Consider the following 22,832-nt stretch of genomic DNA (forward strand, 5'->3'; position numbering starts at 1 on the left):
ACTGATCCCCAACGAACCGGCCGTACGGCGTGAGCCGTACGGCCATCTCTCGTCTGCGGCACATGGCCCGAGCCTGTGCCTCTGGAGGTTCTCATGATGAGTCGTGTTGTTCTGCTGCTCGGCCTGACCTGGACGCTGCTCTGCCCGCCGGCGTGGGCGGCTATCGATGATGCCGAGGCGATGAATCTGTCCGGCATGCAGCGCATGCTCAGCCAGCGTATCGCCAAGAGTTACCTGATGATCGGCGCCGAGGTGCGCAGCGAACAGGCGCTGCAGCAGCTGGACCAGAGCGTGGCGCGCTTCGAAAACAACTACCAGGCGCTGGCCGAATACGCGCCCAGCGCCGAGATCGGCGCCGCTCTGGAGCAGGTCGGCGAATGCTGGCAGCACTACCGCGAGCTGGCCCTGTCGCGCCCAACCCGCGAGCAGGCGGTGCTCCTGCTGGCACTCAGCGACCAGCTGCTGGCGCAGAGCGAGGCGCTGGTGCAGCTGATCGAGGCCCACACCGGCAGCGCCGGGGCGCGCCTGGTCAACCGCAGCGGGCGCCAGCGCATGCTCAGCCAGCGCATCGCCAAGCTCTACCTGGCACTCAGCTGGCGGCTGCCGGTCGAGGGCCTGGAGCAACAGCTGCAGCAGGCCACCGGCGAATTCGAAGCCGCCCAGCAGGAGTTGCTGAGCGCCGAGCAGAACACCCCGCAGATCGCCGCAGCGCTGCAGAAGGTCGAGGCCCAGTGGCGCTTCGCCCGCGCCGGTTTCCAGCTTTCCGCCGACGCGCGCTATGTGCCGACGGTGATCACCACCACCACCGAGACGCTGCTGTGGCAGATGAACGAGCTGACCAGCGCCTATGCCGCGGTGATGCAGGAGAAATCCTGACGCCTAGCGCTCGCTGACGCCGTACTTGCCGAGCAGCGCCTGCAGGCGCCCATCGGCCCGGTAGCGCTGCAGCCCCTGCTCGAACAGTTCGACATAGCGGGCGCTGTCCGCGCGCGCCGGCGAGAAGGCCAGATAGATCGGCACATTCGGTTCGCGGCAACCGGCCTCGCGCAGCTCACCGCTGTGGCCGAGCTCGGCCAGCCGCGACTGGACTACCCAACTGTTTTCCAGCACGGCATCCAGCCGGCCGTGACTCAGCTTGGTCAGGTTGAGGTCGAGCGCATTGTCGCCGGCAGCCACCTGCACCCGGTCCCGCTGGGCGTGTGGCCCGGCAATGTAGGCGTTGATCGGCTCGCCGTAGCTGTAGTCGTTGATCACGCCGAGACGCACGGCCGGCAACGACGAGACGCCGGCGTAACGCCAGGTGGAGTCCCGCCGGGTGTAGAAACAGTTGCGCGACAGTGCCACCGGCGTCGCGCCAAACAGGAAATCGGGCGCATCTTCATAGCCGGCGCCGATCGCCGCGTTGATATCGCCACGGCGCACCTCCTGCAGCACTCGCGCCCAGTTGCGCGTCTCGTAGCGCACCTGGATACCGGCTTCGGCGAAGATGTCACGCGCCAGCTCGACGAAGATGCCCGGCCTGGGCGAGTCCGCCGCACAGTTGATCGGGCACCAGAGATCGGCGGCGATCACCAGCGTCTCGCCACGCGCCACGCCGGCCGCACTCAGCGCCAGGCAGGCGAGCAGCGAAAGGATCGGCAGGCGACGGCGCAGCTGCATGCAGCGACCTCAACGGGAGCGATGACTTCCTTGCACCACCTTCACGCCTCGCTGCGTACCCGCTTCACCGCATCCAGCCAGCCGGCATACAGCTTGTCGCGGTGTTCGCCGGCCATGCGCGGGGCGAAGCGCTGCTGGCGGTGCCAGTGGCTGGCGATCTCCTCCAGGTCGCGGTACAGCCCGGCCTGCAGGCCAGCCAGATAGGCCACGCCAAGGGCGGTGGTCTCGGTCACCTCTGGGCGCTCCACCGGCACGCCGAGGATGTCGGCGAGGAACTGCATGACCCAGTTGTTCACCACCATGCCGCCGTCCACGCGCAGGGCACTGGGTTCGGCGGCGCCATCCCGGTGCATGGCTTCCAGCAGGTCGCGGGTCTGGTAGCAGACCGACTGCAGGCCGGCGGTGACGATCTCCTTGATCCCGGTGTCGCGGGTCAGGCCGAAGATGGCACCGCGCGCCTTGGGGTCCCAGTAGGGTGCGCCCAGGCCGGTGAAGGCCGGCACCAGGTAGACGCCACAGGCATCGCCGGTCTGCTCGGCCAGGGCCTCGGTGTCACGCGCATGGCCGATCAGCTTGATGCCGTCGCGCAGCCACTGCACGGCCGCGCCGGCGACGAAGATGCTGCCCTCCACCGCGTAGCTGACCTGGCCGTTCAGGCGGTAGCCGACCGTGGTCAGCAGGCGGTTCTGCGACACCACCGGGGTGGCGCCGGTGTTCTGGATCATGAAGCAACCGGTGCCATAGGTGCTCTTGACCATGCCGGGCTGGAAGCAGGCCTGGCCGATCAGCGCGGCCTGCTGGTCGCCGGCCATGCCCAGCACCGGGATAGCGGCGCCGAGCAATTCGGGCTGGGTGCTGCCGAAATCGGCGGCGCAGTCGAGCACCTCCGGCAGCAGGCTGCGCGGAATGTCGAACAGTGCCAGCAGCTCCTCGTCCCACTGCTGGCTGTGGATGTTGAACAACAGGGTGCGTGAGGCATTGCTGGCGTCGGTGCGATGCGACTTGCCACCGCTCAGACGCCACAGCAGGAAGCAGTCGACGGTGCCGAAGCGCAGTTCGCCGCGCTCGGCGCGCTCGCGGGCGCCGGGCACGCTGTCGAGAATCCAGCGCAGCTTGGTGGCGGAAAAGTAGGGGTCGATCAGCAGGCCGGTCTTCTCCGCCACCCGCGCTTCGTGACCGGCGGCTTTCAGCCCGGCACAGTAGTCGGCGGTGCGGCGGTCCTGCCAGACGATGGCCGGATGGATCGGTGTGCCGGTCGCGGCATCCCAGACGATGGTGGTCTCGCGCTGGTTGGTGATGCCGATGGCCAGCACCTCCTCGGCCCTGAGCCCCTTGCTGGCCAGCACTTCACGACAGACCTGGAGGGTGCTCAGCCAGATCTCTTCGGCGTCGTGCTCGACCCAGCCATCCTTGGGGAAGTACTGCTTGAACTCGCGCTGGGCACTGGCCAGGGGCAGACCCTGGGCACTGAAGACAATGGCGCGGGAGCTGGTGGTGCCCTGGTCGATGGCAAGCAGGTATTGGGACATACGGTTTTCCTTGTTGTTATTCGTTCACACCCCTCCCCCGGCGGGAGAGGGGCCGAGGGTGAGGGAGCCGGTCACTCCCGCCCGATGGCGGCGAAACTGCCCTGGGTGTGCTGGGCCAGCACCTCGGCCGCCAGCTCCACCTCCAGTCCGCGCCGCCCGGCGCTGACGTGGATGGTCGGATGCTGGCGGGCACTCTCGTCGATGAAAGTGCGCAGGCGCTTCTTCTGCCCCAGCGGGCTGATGCCGCCCACCAGGTAGCCGGTGCTGCGCTGCGCCAGCTGCGGGTCGGCCATGTCGGCTTTCTTGGCTCCCGCGGCATGCGCCAGGGCCTTGAGGTCGAGGGTACCGGCCACCGGCACCACGGCCACCAGCAACTCGCCCTTCTCGGTCGCCGCGAGCAGGGTCTTGAACACCCGGGCCGGGTCCAGGCCCAGTTTCTCGGCCGCTTCCAGACCATAGGACGGCGCCTTGGGGTCGTGCTGGTAGCTGTGTACCCGGTGTTCGGCCTTGGCTTTCTTCAATAGATCGATGGCGGGAGTCATGTTCGAATTCGAAAATTTCCGACGAAGGCGCGTACATTAACGGAAAAAACGGCGGGAAGCAGTTCCGCGCATCACACCGGGGCCTACCCCGAGCGTCGCACAACCGCCACGCCTCGTTATAATCCGCCGGCCGATAAAAAAGGAAAGCCCATGAGCCTCCCTCCCCGCCAGCAAAGCATTCTCGAACGTGCCCGCGAGCGTGGCTACGTCAGCATCGACGAGCTGGCCCAGGCCTTTGCGGTGACCCCGCAGACCATCCGCCGCGACATCAACCAGCTGGCCGAGCAAGGCCTGCTGCGGCGCACCCACGGCGGCGCGGCGAGCGAGGCCTCGAGCATCCAGAACACCGCCTACGCCATGCGCGCCGGGCAGATGCGCGACGAGAAGCAGCGGATTGCCGAAGCCATCGCCGCGAGCATCCCCGATCATGCCTCGCTGTTCATCAGCATCGGTACCACCACCGAGGCGGTGGCCCGCGCCCTGCTCGGCCACCGGCACCTCAAGGTCATCACCAACAACCTGCACGTGGCCGCCACCCTGGCCGACAAGGCCGATTTCGAAGTGCTGGTGGCCGGCGGCAGCGTGCGCAGCGACGGCGGCGTGGTGGGCCAGGCGGCGGCGGATTTCATTCAGCAGTTCAAGGTCGACTTCGCCATCGTCGGCATCAGCGGTATCGACGAGGACGGCAGCCTGCTCGACTTCGACTACCAGGAGGTGCGGGTCTCCCAGGCCATCATCGACAACGCTCGCCAGGTCCTGCTGGCCGCCGACTCCAGCAAGTTCGGGCGCAACGCGGTGGTGCGCCTGGGTTCGATCGCCCTGATCGACCACCTCTACACCGACGCGCCCCCCACCGCCAGCCTGGGCCGCCTGCTGCACGAGCAGAAGATTCAGCTGCACCTCGTCTGAGCCCGGACACCCGTCACCCTTCCGATACCCGGCGTGCTTTCGGACTAGCGAAAGCGCACACGCTTCGCTAGCATATTTTCACTATCGAACATTATTGCGTTCACATTACAACTCAGAGTGCCTTGCCATGCCGACGCCCCCTATCGCTGAAATCTACGATCTCGCCGTGATCGGTGGCGGCATCAATGGTGTCGGCATCGCCGCCGATGCGGCCGGGCGCGGGCTGTCGGTATTCCTCTGCGAACGCGACGACCTGGCCCAGCACACCTCATCGGCCAGCAGCAAACTGATCCATGGCGGCCTGCGCTACCTCGAACACTACGAGTTCCGCCTGGTGCGCGAGGCTCTGGCCGAGCGCGAGGTGCTGCTGGCCAAGGCGCCGCACATCGTCAAGCCGATGCGCTTCATCCTCCCCCACCGTCCGCACCTGCGCCCGGCCTGGATGATCCGCGCCGGGCTGTTCCTCTACGACCACCTGGGCAAGCGCGAGAAACTGCCGGGCTCGCACGGCGTGCGCTTTGGCGCCGGCAGCCCACTGCGGGCGGAAATGCTGCGTGGCTTCGAATACTCCGACTGCTGGGTGGACGATGCCCGCCTGGTGCTGCTCAACGCCATGGCCGCGCGCGAGCGCCACGCGCACATCCACACCCGCACCCGCTGCGTCAGCGCACGGCGCAGCAAGGGTCTGTGGCACCTGCACCTGGAACGCGCCGACGGCAGCCTGTTCTCCACCCGCGCCCGCGCCCTGGTCAATGCAGCCGGGCCCTGGGTCGCGAAGTTCCTGCAGGACGACCTCAAGCAGAAGTCGCCCTACGGCATCCGCCTGATCCAGGGCAGCCATATCGTGGTGCCGCGCCTGCATGACCAGGAACAGGCCTACATCCTGCAGAACGAGGACCAGCGCATCGTCTTCGTCATTCCCTGGCTGGAGCGCTTCAGCCTGATCGGCACCACCGACCGCGAATACCAGGGCGATCCGGCCAAGGTAAGCATCAGCGAAGAGGAAACCGCTTACCTGCTCAAGGTGGTCAATGCCCACTTCCGCAAGCAGCTGACGCCTGGCGACATCCTGCACAGCTACTCCGGCGTACGCCCGCTGTGCGACGACGAGTCCGACCAGCCCTCGGCCATCACCCGCGACTACACCCTGTCGCTGGCCGGTGCCCCTGGCGAGGCGCCGCTGCTGTCGGTGTTCGGCGGCAAGCTGACCACCTACCGCAAGCTCGCCGAGTCGGCCATGGAGCTGCTGGCGCCGAACTTCCCGCACCTGTGCCCGGCCTGGACCGCCAAGGCGCCACTACCCGGCGGCGAGAACATGGACAGCCGCGAGAAGCTGGCCGAGCAGCTGATCGCCCGTTTCGGCTGGCTCGACCGCGAACTGGCAGAGCGCTGGGTGAGCACCTATGGCAGCCGCACCTGGCGCCTGCTGGATGGCGTGCAACGCCAGAGCGAACTTGGCGAGCACCTGGGCGCCGGCCTGTACACCCGTGAAGTGGAGTACCTGTGCCGCGAGGAATGGGCGATGCAGGCCGAGGACATCCTCTGGCGCCGCACCAAGCTGGGCCTGTTCATGACGCCGGGCCAGCAGACCCGCCTGCAGGACTACCTGCTCAGCCGCCAGGCCCTGCCGCGCGCCCAGGGAATCTGAACAACGATCACAAGGGCGAGCGCGTGGGCGACGGCTGCGCGCTCTGCGCCAGCTGTACCTCTTCCATCCGACGCTCACGCAGGTAGGGCAGCACGGCGGCCAGCAGGGGCTCGCGGAAAGCTGCCTGGAAGCGATGGGCCAGGCCGGGAATCAGTTTCAGCTCGCTGCCCCGGACATGCGCGGCCACATGCACACCGTGCATCACCGGCAGCAGCGGGTCGGCGGTGCCATGCACCACCAGCGTCGGCACGCGCAGGCGCTCGAGCAGTTCCACCCGGCTCGGCTCGGCGAGGATCGCCAGGATCTGCCGCTGTACCCCCTGCGGATTGAAGGCACGGTCGTAGCTGCGCTCGGCCTCGTGCAGCAGCTGTGCGCGATCGCTGGGCAATTGCGGACTGCCCAGCGCCGCCAGCAGATCGGCCTGCTGCGCGATGGCCGCGGCCCGATCGGGCGCCTCGCGTCGGGCCAGCTGCTCCAGCAGCTGCGGGCTGGGCGCCGGCAGGCCGGGCGCACCGGAGCTGGTCATCAGCAGGGTCAGGCTCTCGACCCGCTGCGGCGCCAGGTCGGCCATGTGCTGGGCAATCATCCCGCCCATGCTCGCCCCCAGCAGGTGGAAGCGCTGGATGCCGAGGGCATCCATCAGCCGCAGCGAATCCCCGGCCATGTCCCGCAGCGTATAGGGCGCCTGCACCGACAGGCCGAGGCGATAACGCAGCACGGCAAAGCCCAGGCTGGCCTCCGGCGCCGGCGCCACCCAGGTGGACAGACCAACATCGCGGTTATCGAAACGGATGACCCGGAAACCCTGCCGGCACAGGCGCTCGACCACGTCATCAGGCCAGTGGATCAGTTGCCCGCCCAGCCCCATGACCAGCAGCAAGGCCGGATCGCTGTCGCGACCGACACTCTGGTAGGCCAGGCGCACCTCGCCAACATCAACCCGGCCGACGGCCACGGCGGTGTCGCAACGGTTGGCAGCAAAGGCAGACAGGCCGCACGCGAGCGCGGCGAGGAAAAGTAGAACTCGCATGGCAATATCCGGAACGCAGCAACCCAGTAGAACGCGAGTCTGCGGATGATCATCGACACGCGCTGCCACAGTTCGATGACAATTTGATGAAGCCCGCCGAACGGTAGTGACCCGCTCTGAATCAGGGTTCGCGGCGTTGCCGGGCGAGCTTTTCGGCCAGCGCATCCAGTTCGGCAACGGGCTTTTCCGGCAGCTGGCGCAGCACCGCCTGGCTCAGCTTCAGCTGCCGGATGAAGCGCCGGCAATGCACGCACATCGCCAGGTGCGCACGCACGCCAAGGCGCTCGCGCAGGCGCAACTGGCCATCGAGATAGTCGCTGGAGCGTTCCACCAGGTCCTTGCAGCTCAGCATTGGCCGGTCTCCTCGAAATGCTCAAGCGTGGCGAACACCTTGAGCCGGGCACGGTGCAACAGGACACGCACATTGGAGAGCGAGAGATCGAGAAGATTACAGATCTCCTCGGGCTCCAGGCCCTGCCGCTCGCGCAGCAGCAGCACGCTGGACTGCATCTCCGACAGGCTGGCGATGGTCTTTTCCAGGCACTCGCGCAGCTCGGCCTCGGCCAGCAGGGCCTCGGGCGTATCCAGCTCCCACTGACTGGGTGGCGTCTGCCAGTGGCCATCCTCGGCGAAGCGCTCGGCGCCGACGCTGCCATGCGGCGCCGGCAGGTCATCGAGCAGCGGCTCGCGGCGCTGCTGCTTGAGACGGCTCTTGGCGGTGTTGGCGGTAATGGTCAGCAGCCAGGTCTTCAGGCTGGCGCGCTGCTGGAAGCCGTCCAGGTTGCGCACCACGGCCAGCCAGGCATCCTGCACGACCTCGTCGGCATTGCGACTGCCGACGATGGCATAGGCCACCGCGCGCATCGCGCCCTGGTAGGTCGAGACCAGTTCACGAAACGCCCGCTGCTCGCCAGCCAGCAGGCGGGCGAGCAGTTCGGCGTCGGCCTCGGCCATGCCGGCTGACCAGCCCTTCTTGCGCAGGATCACGCTGCCGATGGAGTAGCCGGCGCCAAAGGAGCTGAGCACGCCCAGGCTGCCGACCGGCAGATCGTCGTGGTGCTTGTGGAAGGCGATCACCGAGCCGGCGGAGCTAGTGTTGGCGTAGGTATCGAGGATCACCGGCGCCTCGTGGGCTTCGGCGTCACGGCCGAGCAGCTTGCGCGCGATCAGCAGGTTCATGTTGAGGTTGGCCTGGTGCAGCCAGAAGCGCTTGACGTCGCCGACGTTGAGCTGGTTCTCCGCCAGGTGGGCGCCGATCAGCTCGGCCACCATCGGGCAGACATCCTTGAACACTTTGCGGCCTTCCTGGACGAACAGCTTGTCCTTGGCACCAATGCCCTCTTCCGCCGCGCGGTTGAGGAAGCCGAAGTTGTTGCGGATGTTGTTGGAGAACTGGGTCAGCAGCTTGGTACCGAGGATGTCCCACTGATGCTTGGAGGTGGCCTGATCGGCACGCTCGATGATCACCGCAGTGGCGGCGTCGCCAAAGATGAAGTGGCTGTCGCGGTCGCGGAAGTTCAGGTGGCCGGTGCAGATCTCCGGGTTGACCATCAGCACCGCGCGGGCCTGGCCGGTAGCCACGGCGTTGACCGCGGCCTGGATGCCGAAGGTGGCGGAGGAACAGGCCACGTTCATGTCGTAGCCCCAGCCGTTGATACCGAGGGCAGCCTGCACTTCGATGGCGACGGCCGGGTAGGCACGCTGCAGGTTGGAGCAGGCGACGATCACGCCGTCGATATCGGCCACGCTGCGGCCGGCGCGCTCGAGGGCTTCCCTGGCGGCGCCCACGGCCATCTCGCAGAGGATGCCCCACTCGTCGTTGGAACGCTCGGGGATGCGCGGCACCATGCGCTGCGGGTCGAGGATGCCGTCCTTATCGATGACGAAGCGGCTCTTGATGCCGGAAGCCTTCTCGATGAAGGCGCTGCTCGATTCACTCAGCGCCTCGACCTCGCCGCGCTCGATGGCGGCAGCGTTGTCGGCATTGAACTGCTGAACATAGGCATTGAAGGAAGCCACCAGCTCGTCGTTGGAGATGCTGTTGGCGGGGGTATACAGGCCAGTGCCACTGATTACGGCTTTGTGCACGGGACATTCCTCTTCTTCTGTGGCCGCCCGGAGCGGCTGGCTTGTCGGCGGCACCACGGCAACGGCCGATGGCGCGAATTCGGTTGCAGCGCTGGCCCGAACCAGGCAGAGGCACGTGGCGCTGCAAAACGCGGAGTGTGCCATAGCCGGGCCCTGCGGCGCTGCCACGGCGAAGCGACACCGACTGGCGGCACGCCGCTCGATGATAGGGAGATGCACGATCAGGCCAGAAAGACACAGGAGATATAGGGCGATTGTCGGCAAAAACGCCGCTATCGCAGCATTCTCGACGGGCTCGCGTGTTTTGACCGCCATCTCAGGAAAGGCGCAGAATCACCTGTCCCTCGGTAAGGAGCCCGCCATGCTCGGCACTCACGACCTCGCCTTGTTCGTCATCTCCGGCCTGCTCCTGAACATGGCGCCCGGCCCCGACTCGCTGCTGATCATGGCGCGCAGCGCCACCCAGGGCTGGCGTGCCGGCTCGGCGGCGGCACTGGGCATCGGCGCCGGCACCTGCGTGCACATCCTCGCCGCCGCGCTGGGCATGTCCGCCCTGCTCGCCACCTCCGCCACGGCGTTCATGGTGGTCAAGCTGATCGGTGCCGCCTACCTGCTGTACATCGGCATCAGCATGCTGCTGGCCCGGCGCCAGGAGCCGCAGGCACCTGCCAGCGAGCTGCCGGCGCTGCCCTATGGCCGCATCTTCGCCCAGGGCTTCCTGACCAATGTGCTCAACCCCAAGGTGGCGCTGTTCTTTCTCGCCTTCGTGCCGCAGTTCATCAGCCCGGACGCCGAGCACAAGGCACTGGCCTTCCTCCTCCTGGGTGCCATCTTCAACATCAACGGCATGCTCTGGTGCCACTTCCTGGCCCTGAGCACCGCCTTCGCCCAGCAACGCCTGCGCGTCGGCCAGCGCCTCGGCCTGTGGCTGCAGCGCGGCACCGGCGGGCTGTTCACCCTGCTCGGGGTGAAGCTGGCGCTGGCCGACAGGGTCTGAACCGCGCATGGCCCTGCATACCTGGCTGATCTACCTCACCGCCGTCTTCGGCCTGTCGCTGACGCCAGGCCCCAACGGCCTGCTGGCCCTCACCCACGGTGCGCTCTACGGCCACCGTCGCGCCCTATGGACGATCAGCGGCGGCATGCTCGGGTTCGTCCTGCTGATGGCGCTGTCGATGTTCGGCCTGGCGGCACTGCTCAAGGCCTCCGCGCATGCCCTGCTGGTGCTCAAGTGGCTGGGCGCCGCCTACCTGATCTGGCTCGGTATCCAGCTGTGGCGGGCACCACCCCTGCACCTCACGCCACTGCAGGCGGCAGCGCCGCGCCCCGGCGTACAACTGTTTCGCCAGGGCCTGCTGTCGGCGCTGTCCAACCCCAAGGTGATCCTGTTCTTCGGCGCCTTCCTGCCACAGTTCCTCGACCCGACGCGCAGCCTGTGGCTGCAGTTCGCGGTGATGGCGGGCACCTTCGCCATCGTCGAAGGCATCGTCGAATACCTGCTGGCACGCACCGCCCAGCGCACCCGCCCCTGGCTGGAGCGGGCCGGAAGCGGCTTCAACCGCTGCTGTGGCGGGCTGTTCGCCGCCATGGGCCTGGCCCTGCCGCTGACCCGCTAGGCACAGCTGAGTATTACCATGACTTGCCGGACGTGCCGGGCATGGCACTGCTGCGCGCCATGAGGATGGCGAGTTCGACGCCATCCTCGCGCGCTATCGCTAGCCTTGCCCGCCCAGTGCCTCCAGGCACTGCTGCGACACCTGCTGCAGGCGCTTGATCAGCGGCTCGGGGAGTTCGGCCTGCTCCAGCGCGGCGACCTCGCTGGCGCTGAAGTCGCGGTCGATGCGCGCCACCGTGCATTGGCAATAGCGCTGCGCGCGCTCCTGCCCCAGGGGTTGCCCGGCACTCTCCACACAGCTCTTGTGGAAGGTATCGCGCACTCCCGGAGGCCATTCCGCCGCCTGTACCGGCAAGCCGGCCAACAGCGACGCGATCACGACGATACGCGGCAGATGGCGCATACGGATGTCCTCGCTGGGTGCCGGTATCAGGGCTGCGGCGGGTTGGCGTCAGGGCGCAGATCGAAGCCGCCCCTGTTCTCGCTGACGATGTGGAAGTACTGGGTACTACCCGGTGCAACCTTGACGGCCAGCTCCTTGTGCAGACGCCCCATGCCGCAGAGGGTGTCGTCCAGCGGGTCGAGGGTCAGCCCCAGCACGCGGGTACCCGCAGGCACTTGGAAGCTCGCCACCTCGGCCATGCCGATGCGTGCCGCCAGCTTGCGGTCGACTTCGATGGCCACGTAGCAACCGCCGCCCATCAGCCCCATGTCGCGATTGACCACCAGCCGGCCGCCATTCTGGAACTCGTCCTGATAGGCCAGCAGGCGATCGCCCGGCACCGGTGTGATGTTCTCGGCATCGGGGCGGAACGACGAACAGCCGGCCAGCAGAACCAGGGGTAGAACGGCGAGAATACGGCGCATGGATGCCCTCCTTGGGCGAGCGTGGTGTCGGCCCAGTATTGACCGCGCGCGCGCCGGCACTCAAGTGCCGGACACACTCGGTCGCAAACCGCTCCGTCAGCGCTGCCGGAAGAACTCCATCTCGCGCAACTGGTACTTTGTCGAATCGCGCTGGCGCTCGATCTCCGACCAGAGCGCAGCCGCCAGTGCCGGTCGCTCGGCCACCAGCGCATGCGACAGCATGAGGAAATAGGGTTTCTGCTCCAGCGGCAGGGCGATCTTTTCCACCCCGGCAGCCAGGTCGGCGTGCTGGCTCAGCAGCTGGTCGGCACGCGGCGCCTGCAGCGCCACGCCCTGCACCCGGCCCATACGCAACATGTGCAGCAACTCCAGCGGGTCGCGGCTGGTCTCGTCGACTTCGGCGCCGTGCTGGCGCAGGAAGTCGACGATGGAAAAACCGCTCAGCGAACCGATACGCCCCTGCAGGCCGAGCAGTCGCTGACCGTCCCAGCCGAGCTGATCGCCACGCCGCCGGTACAGCGCGTAGAGGGACAGGTGCAGGCGCTTGCTCACGTCCAGATCGCCCTCGGCGGTGGTCGGATAGCGTCCCATCGCCAGCCGCTCGGTCTTGAAACTGGCGGCGAAGGCGCCGTCGTAGTGACCATCCTCCAGCCCGGCGAGGCAGCGCTTCCAGGGCACGGCGACGAACTGCAGGCGCAACTGCAATGCCTCGGCGACCTGCGCCAGCAACTCCACATTGAGCCCGCCGCCATCACGCAACACCCAGGGGTAGGAGTCGCGGTCTTCATGGCACAGGGTCAGGTGCTCCTCGGCATGCGCGGCGCTCAGCGGTACGCCGAGCAACAGACTCAGGATCAGGGTGCGAAACATCAGACAGCTCCGACTGCCACCATGTCCACCCAGTATAGATGCCGGCTTCGCTACCCCGCGCCGACGACGCCCCGTCTCAGCCTTGCAGGCGTTTCACCAACCGTGCCTGCAGAGCCTGCAGCTGCGCCGCATCGGCCTGCTGGCTGGCGTGAATGCCGAGCGTGTCGCCCTCGTAGCGCGGCACGATATGCATATGGATATGGAACACCGTCTGCCCGGCCGGGGCGCCGTTGAACTGCGCCACCTGCACGCCGGCCGGTTGCAGCTCGTCCACCACCGCCTGGGTCAGCCTGCGCACCACGGCCATCACCTTGGCCAGGTTGGCGTCGTCGATCTCCAGGATGTTGCGTGCCGGCGCGTTCTTCGGAATCACCAGACAGTGACCGTAGGACTGCGGGAACAGGTCGAGGAAGGCGAGCACGTCCTCGTCCTCGTACAGCTTGTAGCAGGGCGCCTCACCGCGAATGATCTTGGCGAAGATGTTCTGCTCATCGTATTGACCGTGCAGGCTCATGCTGAAGGCTCCGTGACCCGATTGAGGAAAGCCCGCACCATACCGGCTCCGCCACGCGCAGGAAACCTTGGCCGAATCAGCCGGGTCGATGGCCACTAGCAAAAGGTTCGATTTCAGCGCATCCGCGTCGGATGCTCTGATGACGGCACCACCCAACGTCCACAGGGAATTCCATGTCCGACCTGTCCGCCTTCGCCATCACCCGCAAATGGCCCACCCAGCACCCCGAACGCCTGCAGCTGTACTCGCTGCCCACGCCCAACGGGGTCAAGGTGTCGATCATGCTGGAAGAGACCGGCCTGACCTACGAGCCACACCTGGTCAGCTTCGACAGCAACGACCAGTTCAGCCCCGAGTTCCTCTCGCTCAACCCGAACAACAAGATCCCCGCCATCCTCGACCCCAACGGGCCCAGCGGCGAACCACTGGCGCTGTTCGAGTCCGGCGCCATCCTCCTCTACCTGGCCGAGAAAACCGGCCAGCTGCTGGCCCGTGACCCGGCCCGGCGCTACCAGACCCTGCAGTGGCTGATGTTCCAGATGGGCGGCATCGGCCCGATGTTCGGCCAGCTCGGTTTCTTCCACAAATTCGCCGGCCGCGACTACGCCGACAAGCGCCCGCGCGACCGTTACGTGGCCGAATCCGCCCGCCTGCTCGGTGTGCTCGACCAGCATCTGCAGGACCGCGACTGGATGATGGGCCAGGACTACAGCATCGCCGATATCGCCCTGTTCCCCTGGGTACGCAACCTGGTCGGTTTCTACGAGGCTGGCGAACTGGTGCAGTTCGAGCGCTTTGCCAATGTGCGCCGCGTACTCGACGCCTTCCTCGCGCGCCCGGCGGTGCAGCGTGGGCTGAGTATTCCGGCGCGAGGCTGACGGCCGCTGGCCATGGCTTGTCGGGCGCCTCCAGCTTGGCTAAGGTCGCCCGCATGCCGCGCGCAAAGCACAGCCCGGCGCCCGTTCCATGGAAGGAATCCATATGCGCCACGTCTTCGCTCTCGCCTGCACCCTCGCCCTGCTCCACGGCCTGACCGCCCAAGCCGCCACCGATAGCTGCATCGCGAACCCCGATATCGAACAGGACGAACTCGACGCCCTGGCCGAGCGCGCCAGGCAGGGCGATCTGTGCTCCAGCCTGGCCGTGGCACGCTATGCCGACAGCGGCGAGCGCTACATGACGGCACGCTTCTACTACCTGCTGGCCGCCAGCCAGGGCGACACCAGCTCCGACCAGCGTCTGCTGGAGCTCTATCGGCAATCCGAGAACCTCGTGCAGCAGGCACTCTATGAGAAGTGGCTGGCCGACGCTGCCGAGCGCGGCCTGGTCGAGGTGCAGGCCGAACTGGGCCGCTACCTGCTGGCCTGGAAGTCGGGCAGCCAGGACCGCATCGGCGCCATGTTCTGGCTCGAAACGGCGGCCAAGCGAGGCCACCTGGAAGCCCAGTACCTGCTCAGCGAGCAGTACCGCAGCGACCTGGTCGAGGAGAGCGATCTGGATGCCGTCGGTGGCGACGACCTCGCCCTGCACTATGCCCGCGATGACGCCAAGGCCGCGCAATGGCTGTGCCGGGCCGCCGCGGGCGGGCTGCCGCAGGCCCAGTACGCACTCGCCGAAGCCTACAGCTTCGGCAACATTGTGCCGCTGGATCAGGACCAGAACCGTCTGTGGCTGGAGAAAGCCGCCGCCAGCGGCCACCCGGACGCCATCGCCCAGCTCGATGACAGCGCCGAACCCTGGTACGTACGCGCAGAGAACTGGGGCACGCGCCAACTGATCCGCGCCGAAGCCAGCTGCCCGGACAGCCAGCCCTGAGCGCAGGCAGGTGCATGCGCGCGCGGCTCCGGGTATCTTCTGCGCCCTGTCGTAGCAGCCAGAATCACCGCCCCATGAGCCGTCACCTTCGCATCGCCCTTGCAGGCTTCGCCGCCCTCTGCCTCAACCCCGCCCTCGCCAAGGTGGAGGTCGAGGCCGCGCAGCAGAAGAACCTTGGCAACATTCTCATCGTCAAGGTTTCCGAGGACATCGCCCCCGGCGACTACGACGCCACGCTCAAGGCCCTGCGCGCCCACCCCGGCAAGTTCGCGCGCAAGATCCTCCTGCTCGACAGCATCGGCGGCAGCGCCGCCGAAGCCATGCGCATGGGCCGCCTGCTGCGCGAGACCGGTTTCGAAACCCTGGTGCCCGCCAAGGGCGTGTGCCAGGGCAGCTGCATCTACCTGCTGGCCGCCGGCCGCAAGAAGACCGTGCGCGGCCACGTCGGCCTGCACCGCCCGCACTTCCCTGCCGGCGAGTCCGCCCAGGCCAGCCGTGCCGGCATGCCCTACAACAGCGCCGGCTACTTCCGCGACATGGGCGTGGCGCCCAGCCTGGTCGCCGACATGCAGGCGATCGAGCCGCAGCGGATGAAGGTGCTCACTCCCGCAGAGCTGAAACGCTATCGCCTGCACTGACATGCGCGGATGCCGCGGCAGGACCGCACGCGGCTGCTGACCCGCCCGCGCCGCCCCAAACCGGCCTGCCATGCCGGCTGCGCGCTGGCCCGAAACGCGCCAATTGCGTACCATCCGCATCCTTTCGCATCCGCCTCACCTGGCCGGCGCCCGCCGGCTCACCCTGGGTAAGCCCATGAAAATCGCCCGTCTGCGCGCCGACATCCTGGCCGGCCTCACCTCGTCCTTCGCCCTGGTGCCCGAGTGCATCGCCTTCGCCCTGGTGGCCCAGCTCAACCCGCTGATGGGCCTGTACGGCGCCTTCATCATCTGCACGATCACCGCCCTGTTCGGCGGCCGCCCGGGGATGATTTCCGGTGCCGCCGGCTCGATGGCGGTGGTCATCGTCGCCCTGGTGGTGCAGCACGGCGTACAGTACCTGCTGGCCACCGTGCTGCTCGGCGGGGTGCTGATGATCCTGTTCGGCATGCTGCGCCTGGGCAAGCTGGTGCGCATGGTGCCGCACCCGGTGATGCTCGGCTTCGTCAACGGCCTGGCCATCGTCATCGCCCTGTCGCAGCTGGAACACTTCCATGCCGACGGTGGCTGGCTCAAGGGCACGCCGCTGTACTGGATGCTCGGCCTGGTGGCCCTGACCATGGCGGTGGTCTACCTGCTGCCGAAACTGACCCGCGCGGTGCCGCCGGCGCTGGTGGCGATCCTCGGCGTCGGCCTGCTGGTGTACCTGCTCGACCTGCCCACGCGCACCCTCGGCGACATGGCGCAGATCGCCGGCGGCCTGCCGCAGTTCGCACTGCCGGACATTCCGTGGAACCTGGAAACCCTGCGCATCATCGCCCCCTATGCGGCGCTGATGGCCTTGGTCGGCCTGCTGGAAACCCTGCTCACGCTGAACCTCACCGACGAGATCACCCAGAGCCGCGGCCACACCAACCGCGAGTGCGTGGCCCTGGGCGCCGCCAACGTGGTGTCCGGCGCCTTCGGCGGCATGGGCGGCTGCGCGATGATCGGGCAGACGGTGATCAACCTCAGCTCCGGTGGCCGCGGCCGCCTGTCCGGCGTAGTCAGCGGGGTGATGATCCTGCTGTTCGTGCTGTTCCTGGCCCCGTTGATCGAGCTGATCCCACTGGCCGCGCTGGTCGGGGTGATGTTCGTGGTGTCGCAGCAGACCTTCGCCTGGGGCTCGCTGCGCGTGCTCGGCAAGGTGCCGCTCAGCGACGCCCTGGTGATCGCCGCCGTGACCATCATCACCGTGTTCACCGACCTGGCTACCGCCGTGCTCTGCGGCATCGTCATCGCCGCGCTGAACTTTGCCTGGCACCACGCCCGCGAGCTGTACGCCGACAGCGACATCCAGGCCGACGGCAGCAAGCTGTACCGCGTACACGGCACGCTGTTCTTCGCCAGCACCACGCCCTTCCTCAACCTGTTCGAGGTGGCCGACGACCCGCAGCAGGTGACCCTCGACTGCCGTCACCTGAGCTTCGTCGACTACTCGGCCATCGCTGCACTGAAGACCCTGCGCGAGCGCTACAGCCGCGCCGGCAAACACCTGCGCGTGGTGCACCTGTCCGAGCGCTGCAAGCAGCTGCTCAAGCGCGCCGGCGCCCACGACTGAAGAGCTAAAACGACTGCGGCGCCCGAGGGCGCCGCAGTGCTGTCAGGCCTTGGCCTTCTTGCGGAACAGGCGTTTCCACCAGTGCTTGGGCCGGGTCACCGAGTTGCCCGAGTAGGTCTTCTGCGAGTACTTGGGGAACGCCCCGAACACCTGCTGCATGCGGTAGTTGTCCAGGCTGTAGCCGGCATCCAGCGCCTCCTGGTACAGGCGTTCGAACAGCGCCTGCAGGTCCTGCCGTGGGTGCGGCATCACGGTGCCATCGAACCAGTGCTTGCGCCCCTCGCGCTCCAGGCGCGGGAAGGAGATCTTGTGCGAGAACTGGGTGCCCATGTCCGAGTAGTGGAGGATCTTGATCTGCTCGATCGGGGTGTTCTCGCCGTCGATGTTGTTGTACTGGGTATCGAACGGCTGGATCACCTCGGTGTGCTTCTTGTAGTACTTCTTCAGCTGCTGGTGGATCTCCGGCTTGCCACGCAGGTCCTCGATCGGCGGCAGGTGCTTCTGCGCCTCGGCGCAGTCCCACATGGACACGCAGAAGCGCCAGGACTCCTCGCCGCCCTTGGCCATCACCACCTTGCCCGGCTCGAACGCCAGGTTCCACATCTGCGCCAGGTCGCACAGCACCATGACGTCGGTGTCCATGTAGATGGCCTTGCCCTGGTAGCCGCAGAACGCCGGGATGCCCCAGCGGAAGGCGGAGAACGGCGTGGTCCAGGCCTCGGTGCGCCAGCCCTGCTGCTGCTCGGGGTTGGAGTACCAGAAGCTCTGCGGATCGCGCGACAGCTGCATCCAGGTGATCTCCACCGGCTGCGAGCAGTGCTTGCGGATGCTGTAGTCCAGCACCATCATCTGTTCCAGATCGCAGTCGTTCGGGTCACAGCCCACGAATACGCGAATGGTCTCCGTCATTTCCCTCATCCTTTACTGGCAGTCGTCGTGGCACGCAGCAGTGCCCAAAGGCCGGCATGATACCGCCAAATCCCGCGACAGGAGATGGCCGCCAGACGACCCGCCCTGCCCATCGCCCCAGGGACCGAAGGGTCACCCGAGCACAGGCAAAAAAATGGGCGACCGAAGTCGCCCTAAATGCCTTGCGTGCACTGTTGCGGAAGGATCACTCGGCCTTGGTGGTCGCCTTGGCCTTTTTGTGCGAGTCCTTCCAGATGAAGAGACCGACGCCGCCGAAGAAGGCGACCATCAGCGCGACCGTACCGATACCGGCGAGAACTACTGTGTCGATGAACATGGCTGCCTCCTTGAGCTGCGCCTTGTCTTGCATGGCTTCAGAGTAGAGGAGGCACGGCGGCGGGAATTGATCCGGATCAATGTCCGGTGAGATGGGCGCCGCGACAGGGCGCCGCAGACAGGCTCAGCGCTTCTTCTTGGGCTTGGACTTGCCCTTGGGCAGCGGCAGGGCCTGTTCAAAGGCCTGGCGCATCTCGTCGAGCTTCTTGTCGTGCAGGTCGTGGATGCGCTTGCCGCGCTCGGCAGTGAAGTCGATCAGCTTTTCGTCGCTCATGCTCGGCCCCGGATCAGACGAAAGGTCAGGTTGATGCGTGGCGCCACCGGCTTGCGGGTCTTGGCCACCTGATGCTGCCAATGATGCTGCGTCTGGCCGCCCATGACCAGCAGCGATCCGTCGCCCAGCTCCAGCGAATGCCCGATGCGCGTGGTGCCCTTGCGGCGCAGGTCGAAACGCCGGGTGCCGCCGAGGTTCAGCGAGGCGATCAGCGGATCGCGCCCCAGCTCCGGCTCGTCGTCGCTGTGCCAGCCCATGGAGTCGTTGCCGTCGCGGTAATAGTTGAGCAGCACGGCGTTGAATGGCCGCCCGCAGGCATCCTGTGCCCGTGTGCGAATCTCCGCCAGCAGCGGTGTCCAGGGCAGCGGCTGGTGCTCCAGGCCGGAATAGCGGTACCTGGCCTCGGGGTCGCCATACCAGGCCAGCAGGCGCGGCACGGCCAGATGGCGGCCGTGGATGAACAGCTGTGGCTGCTCCCAGGGCGTGTCGCGGGCCAGCTCGGTGAACCAGGCGGTGGCAGTGGTGGCATCCAGCCAGTGCGGCCGCAAGTCCAGCTCGGCACCGGGCAGGTCGATGGGGGAAGCGGAGAACAGGTCCACGGCAGTCGCGATAAAGGAGTGGGCGGGCATTGTCCGACGATCAGACCTCCACATCCACCCACAGGCCCTGGCGTGGCAGCTCTTCCAGCAGCTTCTCGTCGCCTTCCTCGACTTCGCCTTCGGCCAGCTCTTCGGCGCTGTAGCCACGCCGCTGGCGCCGGCGCTGCTCCTCGTAGAGCAGCATTTCCGCCTCCTGCGGGTGGCGCCGGTCCAGTTCGATGGCGCTTTCCTTGGCACTTTCGCTGGGCGGGGTGACCGGCGGAATGTCCGGACGCGGCTTGGGCACGTCCTGCTGGGCGGTCACCGGGGCCAGGCTATGCGGAATGGGCGGCAGCATCGACATTTCTCCGTGGTTAACCCAGCTGTCGGCCGGACGGTACCCAACTTGAACCGGCTACACTTTCGACTCGGGACGCCTGCGTTGATTCCGTGGACCGTCGCCCTCGACGCAGCGTTCCGCTAACATACGCGGCTTTTTTCGCAGCTGGGGCATTTCATGGCAAGTAGTGGCACTGTGCAGTACCAACCGGGGCAACGCTGGATCAGCGACAGCGAGGCGGAACTCGGCCTGGGCACCATCCTCACTTCCGACGGCCGCCTGCTCACCGTGCTCTACCCGGCCACCGGCGAAACCCGCCAGTACTCGCTGCGCAACGCCCCGCTGACGCGCGTGCGCTTCGCCCCGGGCGACGAGATCACCCACTTCGAGGGCTGGAAGCTGACCGTGCAGGAAGTCGAGGACATCGACGGCCTGCTGGTCTACCACGGCTTCGACGCCGAACACCGCCCGGTCAGCCTGCCGGAAACCCAGCTGTCCAACTTCATCCAGTTCCGCCTGGCCAGCGACCGCCTGTTCGCCGGGCAGATCGACCCGCTGAACTGGTTCGCCCTGCGCTACCACACCCTGGAGCACCAGAGCCGCCTGCTGCAGTCCAGCCTGTGGGGCCTGGGCGGCGCCCGCGCCCAGCCGATCGCCCACCAGCTGCACATCGCGCGCATGGTCGCCGACCGCATCGCCCCGCGCGTGCTGCTGGCCGACGAAGTGGGCCTCGGCAAGACCATCGAGGCCGGCCTGGTGATCCACCGCCAGCTGCTCTCCGGCCGTGCCAGCCGCGTGCTGATCCTGGTTCCGGAGAACCTGCAGCACCAGTGGCTGGTGGAGATGCGCCGGCGCTTCAACCTGCAGGTGGCGCTGTTCGACGCCGAACGCTTCGCCGAAAGCGATGCCGACAACCCCTTCGAGGACACCCAGCTGGCGCTGGTCTCCCTGGAGTGGCTGAAGGACAGCGACAAGGCCCAGGACGCCGCCTTCGCCGCCGGCTGGGACCTGCTGGTGGTCGACGAGGCGCACCACCTGGTCTGGCACCCGGAGAAGGCCAGCGACGAATACCGCCTGGTCGAGCAGCTGGCCGAAGTCATCCCCGGCGTGCTGCTGCTCACCGCCACCCCGGAGCAACTGGGCCTGGAAAGCCACTTCGCGCGCCTGCGTCTGCTCGACCCGGACCGTTTCCACGATCTCGACGCCTTCCGTGCCGAGAGCGCCAACTACCGCCCGGTGGCCGAAGCGGTGCAGGAGCTGCTCGACGAGGGCCGCCTGTCCGAGAAGGCGCATGCCACCATCGCGCGCTTCCTCGGCGCCGAGGGCGAAGCGCTGCTGGGCGCCGTCAGCGACGGCGACAGCGAGGCCGCCGCGCGGCTGATCCGCGAGCTGCTGGACCGCCACGGCACCGGCCGCGTACTACTGCGTAACACCCGCGCCGCCGTGCAGGGCTTCCCCGAGCGCCTGCTGCACCCCTACCCGCTGCCCAACCCCGAGCAGTACGCCGCGCTGGAGCCGGGCGAACACGCCGAGCTGTACCCCGAGGTACGCTACCAGGCGCAGGGCGATGACGAATTCTGGTGGCGCTTCGACCCGCGCGTCGACTGGCTGATCGACACCCTGAAGATGCTCAAGAAGTTCAAGGTGCTGGTGATCTGCGCCCACGCCGAAACCGCGCTGGACCTGGAAGACGCCCTGCGCGTACGTTCCGGCATCCCCGCCACGGTGTTCCACGAGGGAATGAGCATCCTCGAGCGCGACCGCGCCGCCGCCTACTTCGCCGACGAGGAATTCGGCGCCCAAGTGCTGATCTGTTCCGAGATCGGCTCCGAAGGCCGCAACTTCCAGTTCAGCCACCATCTGGTGCTGTTCGACCTGCCGGCCCACCCGGACCTGCTGGAGCAGCGCATCGGCCGTCTCGACCGCATCGGCCAGAAGCACACCATCCAGCTGCACGTGCCCTACCTCGAGGACAGCCCGCAGGAGCGCCTGTTCCAGTGGTACCACCAGGCGCTGAATGCCTTCCTCAATACCTGCCCGACCGGCAACGCCCTGCAGCACCAGTTCGGCCCGCGCCTGCTGCCGCTGCTGGAAGACCACGCCGAGGGCGCCTGGAATGCTCTGCTGAGCGAGGCCACCGCCGAACGCGAACGCCTTGAAGGCGAGCTGCACAGCGGCCGTGACCGCCTGCTGGAGCTCAACTCCGGCGGCGCCGGCGAGGGCGAGCGGCTGGTCGAGGAAATCCTCGAACAGGACGATCAGTTCGCCCTGCCGATCTACATGGAGGAGCTGTTCGACGCCTTCGGCATCGACAGCGAGGACCACTCCGAGAACGCCCTGGTGCTGCGCCCCAGCGAGAAGATGCTGGACGCCAGCTTCCCGCTTGGCGACGACGAAGCGGTCACCGTCACCTACGACCGCAACCAGGCCCTGGCTCGCGAGGACATGCAGTTCCTCACCTGGGAACATCCCATGGTGCAGGGCGGCATGGACCTGGTGCTGTCCGGCTCGATGGGCAACACCGCGGTGGCGCTGATCAAGAACAAGGCGCTCAAGCCCGGCACCGTGCTGCTGGAACTGCTGTATGTCAGCGAAGTGGTGGCGCCCAAGGCGCTGCAGCTGGGCCGCTTCCTGCCGCCGGTGGCGCTGCGCAGCCTGCTCGACCCGAACGGCAACGACCTGGCCAGCAAGGTCGCCTTCGACACCCTCAACGACCAGTTGGAGACCGTACCACGCGCCAGCGCCAACAAGTTCGTGCAGGCCCAGCGTGACGTGCTGGCCAAGCAGATCAATGCCGCCGAGGCGAAGATCGCGCCGCGCCACAGCAGCCGCGTGGAAGAGGCACGGCAGCGCTTCACCGCCACCCTGGACGAGGAAATCGCCCGCATGAGCGCACTGCAGGCAGTCAACCCGAGCGTGCGCCCGGCCGAGATCGAAGCCCTGCGCAAGCAGCGCGAGAGCGGCCTGGCCTTCCTCGACAAGGCGGCCCTGCGCCTGGAGGCGATCCGCGTACTGGTGGCGGGCTAAGCCCGCCCTATTCCGGCCAGCAACAA

25 protein-coding genes and 1 pseudogene are annotated in these 22,832 nt (G+C 67.2%); 10 read left to right on the forward strand and 16 right to left on the reverse strand.

All coding sequences use genetic code 11. From position 1 onward, the window contains the following. The first annotated feature begins 93 nt into the window (after positions 1-93). Positions 94-876, forward strand: coding sequence for a type IV pili methyl-accepting chemotaxis transducer N-terminal domain-containing protein (locus PA6_RS15565; protein ID WP_021701896.1), 783 nt, complete (start codon positions 94-96; stop codon positions 874-876). A gap of 3 nt (positions 877-879) precedes the next feature. Here the strand turns inward: PA6_RS15565 and PA6_RS15570 are convergent, their stop codons facing one another. The 3 genes from PA6_RS15570 to ybaK all read right to left on the reverse strand — a co-directional run bounded on the left by PA6_RS15570 (position 880) and on the right by ybaK (position 3,730). Then, positions 880-1,659, reverse strand: coding sequence for a substrate-binding periplasmic protein (locus PA6_RS15570; RefSeq protein ID WP_021701897.1), 780 nt, complete (start codon positions 1,657-1,659; stop codon positions 880-882). 41 nt (positions 1,660-1,700) lie between these two features. After that, positions 1,701-3,188: a glycerol kinase GlpK gene (gene glpK / locus PA6_RS15575; protein ID WP_021701898.1), complete on the reverse strand. Its 1,488-nt coding sequence runs from the start codon at positions 3,186-3,188 to the stop codon at positions 1,701-1,703. 71 nt (positions 3,189-3,259) lie between these two features. Then, positions 3,260-3,730, reverse strand: a complete 471-nt coding sequence (ybaK, locus tag PA6_RS15580) for a Cys-tRNA(Pro) deacylase (RefSeq protein ID WP_021701899.1) — start codon at positions 3,728-3,730, stop codon at positions 3,260-3,262. 150 nt (positions 3,731-3,880) lie between these two features. On the opposite strand from ybaK, the gene PA6_RS15585 reads away from it, so the two are divergent. After that, entirely contained in the window at positions 3,881-4,639 is a 759-nt protein-coding gene (locus PA6_RS15585) for a DeoR/GlpR family DNA-binding transcription regulator (protein WP_021701900.1), read from the forward strand. A gap of 127 nt (positions 4,640-4,766) precedes the next feature. Then, a complete protein-coding gene (gene glpD, locus PA6_RS15590; RefSeq protein ID WP_021701901.1) occupies positions 4,767-6,287 on the forward strand; it encodes a glycerol-3-phosphate dehydrogenase in 1,521 nt (506 codons plus the stop codon). Positions 6,288-6,294: 7 nt separating this feature from the next. Here glpD and PA6_RS15595 read toward each other — a convergent pair whose 3' ends face one another. From PA6_RS15595 to PA6_RS23755, 4 genes and pseudogenes are all read right to left on the reverse strand, one after another. Beyond that, positions 6,295-7,317, reverse strand: coding sequence for an alpha/beta fold hydrolase (locus PA6_RS15595; RefSeq protein ID WP_021701902.1), 1,023 nt, complete (start codon positions 7,315-7,317; stop codon positions 6,295-6,297). A gap of 121 nt (positions 7,318-7,438) precedes the next feature. After that, positions 7,439-7,669, reverse strand: coding sequence for an anti-sigma factor family protein (locus PA6_RS15600; protein WP_021701903.1), 231 nt, complete (start codon positions 7,667-7,669; stop codon positions 7,439-7,441). Beyond that, positions 7,663-8,271: an RNA polymerase sigma factor gene (locus tag PA6_RS23750; RefSeq protein WP_162149684.1), complete on the reverse strand. Its 609-nt coding sequence runs from the start codon at positions 8,269-8,271 to the stop codon at positions 7,663-7,665. The genes PA6_RS15600 and PA6_RS23750 overlap by 7 nt, the downstream gene beginning before the upstream one ends. A 15-nt stretch (positions 8,272-8,286) precedes the next feature. Continuing rightward, positions 8,287-9,405: pseudogene (locus PA6_RS23755) on the reverse strand (beta-ketoacyl-ACP synthase III); the annotation flags it as partial. A 361-nt stretch (positions 9,406-9,766) separates the two neighbouring features. On the opposite strand from PA6_RS23755, the gene PA6_RS15610 reads away from it, so the two are divergent. Continuing rightward, on the forward strand, positions 9,767-10,402 hold the full coding sequence (locus PA6_RS15610; protein ID WP_021701905.1) for a LysE family translocator: 636 nt from the start codon (positions 9,767-9,769) through the stop codon (positions 10,400-10,402). A gap of 7 nt (positions 10,403-10,409) precedes the next feature. Next, positions 10,410-11,021: a LysE family translocator gene (locus PA6_RS15615; protein WP_021701906.1), complete on the forward strand. Its 612-nt coding sequence runs from the start codon at positions 10,410-10,412 to the stop codon at positions 11,019-11,021. Positions 11,022-11,120: 99 nt separating this feature from the next. Here PA6_RS15615 and PA6_RS15620 read toward each other — a convergent pair whose 3' ends face one another. From PA6_RS15620 to PA6_RS15635, 4 genes are all read right to left on the reverse strand, one after another. Further along, on the reverse strand, positions 11,121-11,423 hold the full coding sequence (locus tag PA6_RS15620; RefSeq protein ID WP_021701907.1) for a hypothetical protein: 303 nt from the start codon (positions 11,421-11,423) through the stop codon (positions 11,121-11,123). A gap of 26 nt (positions 11,424-11,449) precedes the next feature. Further along, positions 11,450-11,887 (reverse strand): hypothetical protein, encoded by a 438-nt coding sequence (locus tag PA6_RS15625; RefSeq protein ID WP_021701908.1) that lies wholly within the window; start codon positions 11,885-11,887, stop codon positions 11,450-11,452. Positions 11,888-11,983: 96 nt separating this feature from the next. Continuing rightward, entirely contained in the window at positions 11,984-12,757 is a 774-nt protein-coding gene (locus PA6_RS15630; RefSeq protein WP_021701909.1) for a substrate-binding periplasmic protein, read from the reverse strand. Positions 12,758-12,833: 76 nt separating this feature from the next. Then, complete coding sequence (locus tag PA6_RS15635; RefSeq protein WP_021701910.1) at positions 12,834-13,271, reverse strand: HIT family protein; 438 nt, start codon at positions 13,269-13,271, stop codon at positions 12,834-12,836. A 173-nt stretch (positions 13,272-13,444) separates the two neighbouring features. On the opposite strand from PA6_RS15635, the gene PA6_RS15640 reads away from it, so the two are divergent. The 4 genes from PA6_RS15640 (at position 13,445) to PA6_RS15655 (ending at position 17,342) form a co-directional block, all read left to right on the forward strand. Then, positions 13,445-14,149, forward strand: a complete 705-nt coding sequence (locus PA6_RS15640; protein WP_021701911.1) for a glutathione S-transferase N-terminal domain-containing protein — start codon at positions 13,445-13,447, stop codon at positions 14,147-14,149. Between the two features lie 103 nt (positions 14,150-14,252). After that, a complete protein-coding gene (locus PA6_RS15645) occupies positions 14,253-15,086 on the forward strand; it encodes a tetratricopeptide repeat protein (RefSeq protein WP_021701912.1) in 834 nt (277 codons plus the stop codon). Positions 15,087-15,160: 74 nt separating this feature from the next. After that, the gene (locus PA6_RS15650; protein ID WP_021701913.1) at positions 15,161-15,724 is read left to right on the forward strand and encodes a COG3904 family protein; all 564 of its coding nucleotides are present in this window, start codon (positions 15,161-15,163) and stop codon (positions 15,722-15,724) included. Between the two features lie 175 nt (positions 15,725-15,899). Further along, complete coding sequence (locus tag PA6_RS15655; protein WP_021701914.1) at positions 15,900-17,342, forward strand: SulP family inorganic anion transporter; 1,443 nt, start codon at positions 15,900-15,902, stop codon at positions 17,340-17,342. A 42-nt stretch (positions 17,343-17,384) separates the two neighbouring features. Here PA6_RS15655 and PA6_RS15660 read toward each other — a convergent pair whose 3' ends face one another. From PA6_RS15660 to PA6_RS15675, 5 genes are all read right to left on the reverse strand, one after another. After that, positions 17,385-18,251, reverse strand: a complete 867-nt coding sequence (locus PA6_RS15660; RefSeq protein ID WP_021701915.1) for a glycosyltransferase family protein — start codon at positions 18,249-18,251, stop codon at positions 17,385-17,387. Positions 18,252-18,456: 205 nt separating this feature from the next. Beyond that, complete coding sequence (ccoM, locus tag PA6_RS24265) at positions 18,457-18,588, reverse strand: cytochrome c oxidase subunit CcoM (RefSeq protein WP_043216795.1); 132 nt, start codon at positions 18,586-18,588, stop codon at positions 18,457-18,459. 123 nt (positions 18,589-18,711) lie between these two features. Continuing rightward, on the reverse strand, positions 18,712-18,861 hold the full coding sequence (locus PA6_RS23855; protein WP_021701917.1) for a hypothetical protein: 150 nt from the start codon (positions 18,859-18,861) through the stop codon (positions 18,712-18,714). After that, on the reverse strand, positions 18,858-19,460 hold the full coding sequence (locus PA6_RS15670; RefSeq protein WP_043216808.1) for an alpha-ketoglutarate-dependent dioxygenase AlkB family protein: 603 nt from the start codon (positions 19,458-19,460) through the stop codon (positions 18,858-18,860). The genes PA6_RS23855 and PA6_RS15670 overlap by 4 nt, the downstream gene beginning before the upstream one ends. Before the next feature lie 40 nt (positions 19,461-19,500). Continuing rightward, positions 19,501-19,797 carry a hypothetical protein gene (locus tag PA6_RS15675; RefSeq protein ID WP_021701919.1) on the reverse strand — a complete coding sequence of 99 codons (297 nt, stop codon included), beginning with the start codon at positions 19,795-19,797 and terminating at the stop codon, positions 19,501-19,503. A 159-nt stretch (positions 19,798-19,956) separates the two neighbouring features. Here PA6_RS15675 and rapA point away from each other — a divergent pair, with 159 nt between their 5' ends. Continuing rightward, on the forward strand, positions 19,957-22,806 hold the full coding sequence (rapA, locus tag PA6_RS15680; protein WP_043216797.1) for an RNA polymerase-associated protein RapA: 2,850 nt from the start codon (positions 19,957-19,959) through the stop codon (positions 22,804-22,806). Positions 22,807-22,832 lie beyond the last annotated feature (26 nt).

It is taken from the genome of Aquipseudomonas alcaligenes NBRC 14159, from assembly GCF_000467105.1.
In the GTDB taxonomy this organism is placed as follows: domain Bacteria; phylum Pseudomonadota; class Gammaproteobacteria; order Pseudomonadales; family Pseudomonadaceae; genus Aquipseudomonas; species Aquipseudomonas alcaligenes.

Bases quoted from the DNA above. Each gene is read 5' to 3' on its own strand.
- PA6_RS15615 (WP_021701906.1), top strand. From the start codon at position 10,410: ATGGCCCTGCATACCTGGCTGATCTACCTCACCGCCGTCTTCGGCCTG.
- ccoM (WP_043216795.1), bottom strand. From the start codon at position 18,588: ATGTTCATCGACACAGTAGTTCTCGCCGGTATCGGTACGGTCGCGCTG.
- PA6_RS15570 (WP_021701897.1), bottom strand. From the start codon at position 1,659: ATGCAGCTGCGCCGTCGCCTGCCGATCCTTTCGCTGCTCGCCTGCCTG.
- PA6_RS15635 (WP_021701910.1), bottom strand. From the start codon at position 13,271: ATGAGCCTGCACGGTCAATACGATGAGCAGAACATCTTCGCCAAGATC.
- PA6_RS15675 (WP_021701919.1), bottom strand. From the start codon at position 19,797: ATGCTGCCGCCCATTCCGCATAGCCTGGCCCCGGTGACCGCCCAGCAG.
- PA6_RS15595 (WP_021701902.1), bottom strand. From the start codon at position 7,317: ATGCGAGTTCTACTTTTCCTCGCCGCGCTCGCGTGCGGCCTGTCTGCC.
- PA6_RS23750 (WP_162149684.1), bottom strand. From the start codon at position 8,271: ATGGCCGAGGCCGACGCCGAACTGCTCGCCCGCCTGCTGGCTGGCGAG.
- PA6_RS15655 (WP_021701914.1), top strand. From the start codon at position 15,900: ATGAAAATCGCCCGTCTGCGCGCCGACATCCTGGCCGGCCTCACCTCG.
- glpK (WP_021701898.1), bottom strand. From the start codon at position 3,188: ATGTCCCAATACCTGCTTGCCATCGACCAGGGCACCACCAGCTCCCGC.
- PA6_RS15610 (WP_021701905.1), top strand. From the start codon at position 9,767: ATGCTCGGCACTCACGACCTCGCCTTGTTCGTCATCTCCGGCCTGCTC.
- PA6_RS15620 (WP_021701907.1), bottom strand. From the start codon at position 11,423: ATGCGCCATCTGCCGCGTATCGTCGTGATCGCGTCGCTGTTGGCCGGC.
- ybaK (WP_021701899.1), bottom strand. From the start codon at position 3,730: ATGACTCCCGCCATCGATCTATTGAAGAAAGCCAAGGCCGAACACCGG.
- PA6_RS15625 (WP_021701908.1), bottom strand. From the start codon at position 11,887: ATGCGCCGTATTCTCGCCGTTCTACCCCTGGTTCTGCTGGCCGGCTGT.
- PA6_RS15660 (WP_021701915.1), bottom strand. From the start codon at position 18,251: ATGACGGAGACCATTCGCGTATTCGTGGGCTGTGACCCGAACGACTGC.
- PA6_RS15565 (WP_021701896.1), top strand. From the start codon at position 94: ATGATGAGTCGTGTTGTTCTGCTGCTCGGCCTGACCTGGACGCTGCTC.
- PA6_RS15645 (WP_021701912.1), top strand. From the start codon at position 14,253: ATGCGCCACGTCTTCGCTCTCGCCTGCACCCTCGCCCTGCTCCACGGC.
- PA6_RS15585 (WP_021701900.1), top strand. From the start codon at position 3,881: ATGAGCCTCCCTCCCCGCCAGCAAAGCATTCTCGAACGTGCCCGCGAG.
- PA6_RS15650 (WP_021701913.1), top strand. From the start codon at position 15,161: ATGAGCCGTCACCTTCGCATCGCCCTTGCAGGCTTCGCCGCCCTCTGC.
- PA6_RS15630 (WP_021701909.1), bottom strand. From the start codon at position 12,757: ATGTTTCGCACCCTGATCCTGAGTCTGTTGCTCGGCGTACCGCTGAGC.
- PA6_RS15600 (WP_021701903.1), bottom strand. From the start codon at position 7,669: ATGCTGAGCTGCAAGGACCTGGTGGAACGCTCCAGCGACTATCTCGAT.
- PA6_RS23855 (WP_021701917.1), bottom strand. From the start codon at position 18,861: ATGAGCGACGAAAAGCTGATCGACTTCACTGCCGAGCGCGGCAAGCGC.
- rapA (WP_043216797.1), top strand. From the start codon at position 19,957: ATGGCAAGTAGTGGCACTGTGCAGTACCAACCGGGGCAACGCTGGATC.
- PA6_RS15640 (WP_021701911.1), top strand. From the start codon at position 13,445: ATGTCCGACCTGTCCGCCTTCGCCATCACCCGCAAATGGCCCACCCAG.
- glpD (WP_021701901.1), top strand. From the start codon at position 4,767: ATGCCGACGCCCCCTATCGCTGAAATCTACGATCTCGCCGTGATCGGT.